The 5784-nt window shown below is 47.9% G+C and carries 5 protein-coding genes; all 5 read right to left on the bottom strand.

Translation table 11 applies throughout. From position 1 onward, the window contains the following. Positions 1–386: 386 nt before the first annotated feature. The 5 genes from QZP87_RS06820 to QZP87_RS06800 all read right to left on the bottom strand — a co-directional run bounded on the left by QZP87_RS06820 (position 387) and on the right by QZP87_RS06800 (position 4649). Positions 387–626: a hypothetical protein gene (locus QZP87_RS06820; RefSeq protein ID WP_291322168.1), complete on the bottom strand. Its 240-nt coding sequence runs from the start codon at positions 624–626 to the stop codon at positions 387–389. After that, complete coding sequence (gene gpmI / locus QZP87_RS06815; RefSeq protein ID WP_291322167.1) at positions 623–2173, bottom strand: 2,3-bisphosphoglycerate-independent phosphoglycerate mutase; 1551 nt, start codon at positions 2171–2173, stop codon at positions 623–625. The genes QZP87_RS06820 and gpmI overlap by 4 nt, the downstream gene beginning before the upstream one ends. Next, positions 2166–2555, bottom strand: a complete 390-nt coding sequence (rsfS, locus tag QZP87_RS06810) for a ribosome silencing factor (RefSeq protein ID WP_291322166.1) — start codon at positions 2553–2555, stop codon at positions 2166–2168. Before rsfS ends, gpmI begins: the two co-directional genes overlap by 8 nt. A gap of 366 nt (positions 2556–2921) precedes the next feature. Further along, positions 2922–3863: a bifunctional riboflavin kinase/FAD synthetase gene (locus QZP87_RS06805; protein WP_291322165.1), complete on the bottom strand. Its 942-nt coding sequence runs from the start codon at positions 3861–3863 to the stop codon at positions 2922–2924. A gap of 354 nt (positions 3864–4217) precedes the next feature. Further along, positions 4218–4649, bottom strand: coding sequence for a thioredoxin family protein (locus tag QZP87_RS06800; protein ID WP_291322164.1), 432 nt, complete (start codon positions 4647–4649; stop codon positions 4218–4220). Positions 4650–5784 lie beyond the last annotated feature (1135 nt).

Raw genomic sequence — 5784 nt, 5'->3', positions numbered from 1 at the left:
TCTCCACAAAAAAGGGGATTCCACTCACTGGAATCCCCTTTTTTTGTATCAGCATCAGTAGCCTGCGAGTTAAGAGTTATCAGTTCATTGTTAACACTACAGCGATACTTACCTGCTTACCACCATGGACTGGCTCTTCCGGTACCCACTTGTCCCAGAAAATGAGATATTGTAAGCACCTTGAGAGTTCAAAGTTCCTGGTTCTTCGTTCTTGGTTGTAAGAAATAAAGTCAATAAATTTGAATAGATACCTGGTCTGAACCAAAAGATATTTCGATCTGCCAAAAAAGCCAATAAAAACAAAAGATTACAAAAAAACTTTTGCCTGTCCAGGAAGCACAAAATGATGCTTAAGTGGGTCCCGGTGTGCCTGTCCCCTGGGCTTTTCAGACATATTCTGGGTCAATGGCTGCCTGTCCGTTATGCAGGATAAGTTTGATGTACTGCACTGTGGTGTTGTCTATGGGGACCAGAGGGAACTGTTTCCTGCAGAAATCACAGCTTCCCATTGATGGTTCAGTGGGGGCAAGAAGGGGGACATTGCGTCCACAGTAAGGACAGGGATAAAACATGACCAGTTCCATGCCCACTGGCCTTACTGGTGGTATAAAACTTTGTTCGCTCATGTATGTTTCTCCTTGTAAAGCAGGCTGTTGCCGTCCATTTCAGCAGGGAGCTCAATAGACCACAGATCCAGGATGGTTGGGGCGATATCCGCCAGTATACCTTCGGAGCGCAGTTTATGCCCGGAGTTGTTTATCATGCAGAAAGGAACCGGGTTGGTACTGTGGGCGGTCTTGGGGCTGCCGAATTCATCCAGCATGTCTTCGGAATTGCCGTGATCCGAGGTAAGCAGGAGTATGCCTCCTTTTTCCTGTACAGCCTCAAGAACTGATAATGTGCATTTGTCCACGGCTTCGCAGGCTTTAACAGCAGCCAAAATATTGCCGGTATGCCCGACCATGTCCAGGTTGGCAAGGTTGCAGACATACAGGTTGTATTTTTCCTGCCGAATGAGACTGCTTAATTTTTCTGTAACCTCAAAAGCGCTCATTTCAGGTTTATGATCGTAGGTAGGCACTTCCCTGGGTGATGGTATAAGCACTCGTTCCTCTCCTGGAAATGGTTCTTCCCGTCCCCCGTTGAAAAAATATGTTACATGAGCGTATTTTTCGGTTTCGGCGATGCGAAGCTGAGTTAAGGAATTGCAGGATACGATTTCTCCAAGAATATTGTGCAGGGTTTCCGGAGGAAACAGTACAGGAAGGCCGAAGTTTTTGTCGTATTCGGTCATAGTTACAACAGTCAGTTCTGGTACTTTACTTCGATTGAACTTTTGAAAATTTTTGCTGTAAAGGGCCTGTGTCAGTTGCCTGGCTCTGTCGGCCCTGAAGTTGAACAAGAGCACCGCATCGTTATCCTCAAGTGTTCCTGCGGGAAGGTTGTTTTCGCCAGTAACCACCATGGGTTTTACGAATTCATCAGTAACACCCCGGGAATATGAATCCTGAATTGCCTGCACCGGGTCCCTGACAGTCTCTGCCCGTCCAAGGGTCAGGCAGTCGTAAGCCTCACGGGTACGTTCCCACCTCTTGTCCCGGTCCATGGCATAATATCTGCCCATTACAGTGGCAATGCGGCCTGTACCGCAGATCTTCATGAAATCCCGGAGCCGGTCCACATAGCCGGCACCGGAAGTAGGTGATGTATCGCGGCCGTCCAGAAAACAGTGCACTAGTACACTGGAAATGTTTTTCCTGCCAAGGATTGTGAGAAGGCCGTGCAGATGTTCCTGAAGGCTGTGCACGCCTCCGTCAGATACCAGGCCCATCAGGTGCAGGGTGCTGTCCTGGGGCAGGCTGTCCAAAAGGTTTTCCAGCACAGGATTTTGTTCGAGTTTGCCTTCTTCCAGGGCAAGGCTTATGCGCATGATGTCCTGATAGACTACTCTGCCTGCCCCAATATTCAAATGCCCGACTTCTGAGTTGCCCATCTGCCCCTGGGGAAGACCCACCCTGGGACCGGAGCACAAAAGGGAGCTGCAGGGATAAGTATCCAGTATGTGGTCCAGGGTCGGGGTGAAAGCCAGGGAAAGTGCATTTCCAGGGCCGGGAGGAGCTATTCCCCAGCCGTCAAGCATCAAAAGGACAAGTAGGGGGCGATTGTCATGCATGTTCACTCTCCGGTAGGTTTAAGGCCACGGATATACCGCTGCTCCAGAAACCTTCGAGGTTGTAAAAGCTTCTATGCTCTTCTTGAAAAATGTGGACCAGGATATCGTTGAAGTCCAGAAGAATCCAGCCTGAATGCTGGTATCCCTCCATGCCCAGGAAATCCCAGTTTCTTTCATGGGCCAGTGCCAGCAGGTGATCGGCCAGGGATCTGGCGTGTCTCTCGTTTTGGGCAGTGGCCAGAATAAGACCTTCAAAAGAGCTGCAGTAAACGGTTACATCCAGGGCATAAATATCAGCTGCCTTTTTTTCGTGAAGCAGTCCGGCCAGGCAGCAAATTTTTTCCTGCATTGCCGGTGTGGAAATTTTCTGTGTTTGTGGCATGTTGGTCAGTGATCCTCCTTTTTGGTTAACACTTCAGGGAAACTTTGGAAGTTGCTGATTATCTCAATTATAGACTCAGCCGACAGACTTCATGAGTTGATAAATCCAGGTGCTGGACTTTCGTCTTCCGCAAACCGTGCCTGCCTTGCACCCTGCCACGCTTTTAGACCTCGTTTCTGAGCGTGGTTAGCGAGGTTCTTGTTTTTTGTGGCTTCAATTGAACCCTGCTATAAGGAAACCCTTTGGATTTGGTTAACCCCGGTAAAACACTCCGAATGGGACCCCGGTTTTACGCAGGCCGGGCAGGCCCAGTGTATTGCCAGAGGCGTAACAGGCAGGATATGAGAAGTAACTCACAAAAATCCCTCAACAAAGCTTTGCCTCGGGCATCTGCAGGATGTCCCGGGCAAGCTTGCAGTCCAGGGTTATCTGGGCTTTCAGTTCTTCCAGTCCGGCAAATTTTTTTTCGGAACGCAGGCGTTGAACGAAATGGGCTTTTATGATCAGGTTATATAAATCCTGGTCAAAATCGAAAATATGTACTTCAACAGACAGGTAATCGTTGCCGAAAGTCGGATTGTAGCCAATGTTGGCCACTGCAGCGTGGACCTCGCCGGAGACCTCGGCCCAGATTGCATACACCCCGGTCTGGGGAAAAAGCTCGTCCTCTAAAAGAATATTGGCAGTAGGAAACCCCAGCAGAGCACCCCCACGCTGTCTGCCGGTAGTGACTCTGCCCTCCACGCTGTAAAAGCGTCCCAGCAGTGGACGTACCTCCCACACCCGTCCGCTTTCCACCATGTCCCTGATACGGGTAGAACTTACAATGGCCCCGTCAACCATTACCGGCATGAACTGGTCTACGCTGAATCCATAAATCCGCCCCAAATGCTGTAACAGATTAAAATCACCCCTGCGGTTTTTGCCGAAAACATAATCGTAGCCCACGATGAGTTCTCGCAGCTTTAGTTTTTGCACCAGAAAATGCTGCACAAAATCTTCGGGTTCCATGGCTGCAATGTCCTTGTTGAAAGGCATGCAGACAACATGGTCAATTCCAAGTTCTTCCATAAGCTCAAGTTTCTGCTGAGGCAAAGTAATAAAAGGCGGAGTATTTTTACCCACCAGAACTCTTAATGGGTGAGGATCAAAGGTAAGCACTATGCTGGTCAAACCCATTCTTCTGGCCCTTTTTTTTACCTGCAGGATAAGCTGCTGGTGACCTACGTGCACACCGTCAAAATTGCCTATGGTCAGGGCACTGCCCTGGATGTGTTCTGTAATCAGGTCTATATCATATACAATCATTATTGCGAACAAATTCCCGGTTTGCGGTTTATAAGCTGGTATCAGTTCAGCGTTTTTCATGTAGCAGGGGGACTGACTCTCCCCTGCCTTCCCAAAAAAGCGCTGAACAGATACGAGATTTTGTGCCTTTGGAGCCTGATTTTCAGCTTCAAGTCAGTGCCGGAAGAACAAGTCCCCCTGAGTCACAAATAAGTGTCGTTGTTTAGGATAATTGCTATGGGATAATATAATAATAAACTCGTAACCATTCATGGGATCCTCGGTGGTGATTACTGGCACTTACACCTTTGGCGTGACTGGGGACTGTCCCCAGGCCGATTGCGGCATACCCTGAATGGTTACAAAAACTCTATGTCAGGATGTCCCCTTGGTGTTTTCGGAAAGATGAGCGGTTTTTTTCTCTAAAAGACTATCCAGTATATCCTGGATTTCTTCCTTTTCCAGCATTCCCTCGTGCCTGTATCTTTCCTGTCCCTGGTGGTCAAAAAATATCTGGGTCGGCGTACTGCGTACTCCCAGCATCTGAACCTGCCTGTTATGTTGCTGCATGTCCAGGTATGGCATATGAATTTTGTCCCGGTACTGTTTTTTAACTTCCTCCAACACCGGTTCCATGGCCTTGCAGGGGGGACAGAATTCAGCCCCGATATTAAGCATGGTAACCGTACCCTTTTTAGGAATATTTTCCATGACAGCTGCTGAATCTCTCTCCACTTGGGCGGTATAGGTGAACATCAGGGCAAACACCGCACCAAAAAAAATCACTGCAGCCAGAATCTTTTTCATTGTCGACACCTGTTTTCGAGGGTTGCTGGGTTAAAAAATATCTTAACAGTACTGCAATATATCTGTTTAGCGCCTTGCATGTGGCATGGGGACTGGCTCTTCCGGGACCCACTTGTCCCAAAAAATGAGATATTTTATACACAAAATGATGCTCAAGTGGGTCCCGGAGTTGCCTGTCCCCTGCATTCCTTAAAAGCGCTAAACAGATACACTGCAAGATTTTGGTTTTGTCCGCAGGGGACTGGATTTCTCAGCGCTTTTAGAAGATGCGACTGCAAAAAGATCTTTTTGAAGTTGCATGGGCCAGTGGTTTGAAAAAAAACTGTTCAATGGTCCATATCCAATAACCACGCTGAACGAGTGTCGGGAAATCTTCGGTTTACTCAAAATTTTTCTTGTTTTTTGTGACAGGGTTTCTAAAGTAAGTCACTACTACCTGGATTTCCGCGTTAGTTTTTGGAGTTCACACCGCGAGGCTTATTAGAACTCGATTTTTAAGAGTTTTGTTTGCCAGCCAGGAGAGGACCTGCATTTCACAACCCTGGAAACCTGCAGCGAGGAGCAAGGGGTTGCGCGCCCTGCGAGACAGCTAGTTTTTAATTCATGTTTTATGTATTCGCACAGTTAGTCTGTTTATTCTTGAACAAGGCATTAGTCAAGGACGAGGCCTATTTTCAGCTGTCTATTCAGAGCTTTCTAGGAAAGCAAAGGACAGGCAACCCGGCACTGTAACCATACAGGGAGCGCCTAAGGCGTGATTTCCGGCAATCACCATCGAGGACACCCTGAATGGTTACCCTGTACTGATTATTTTCACAATCATCTACCTGGACAGTTAATATTGGTGGTTAACTGATTACTTGCAAAATAGGTATCTGTTTAGCGCTTTGCATGTGGCAGGGGGACTGGCTCTTCCGGGACCCGCTTGTCCCAGAAAATGAGATATTTTAAGCACAAAATGTTGCTCAAGTGGGTCCCGGAGTGCCTGTCCCCTGCTTTCCTTAAAAGCGCTAACACTACAGCGAAACTTATAAAACTTTTCAACCTGCCTAAACTGGGGACAGGCACTTTTGCCGGTTGATAGTCTGCAAATGCTTCAAAAATTCGGGGGCAAAAGAGCCAGTCCCCGGAGGTC

It is taken from the genome of Desulfonatronospira sp. (assembly GCA_003563255.1).
In the GTDB taxonomy this organism is placed as follows: Bacteria; Desulfobacterota; Desulfovibrionia; order Desulfovibrionales; family Desulfonatronovibrionaceae; genus Desulfonatronospira.
This window is presented reverse-complemented; position numbering and strand designations above follow the sequence as displayed.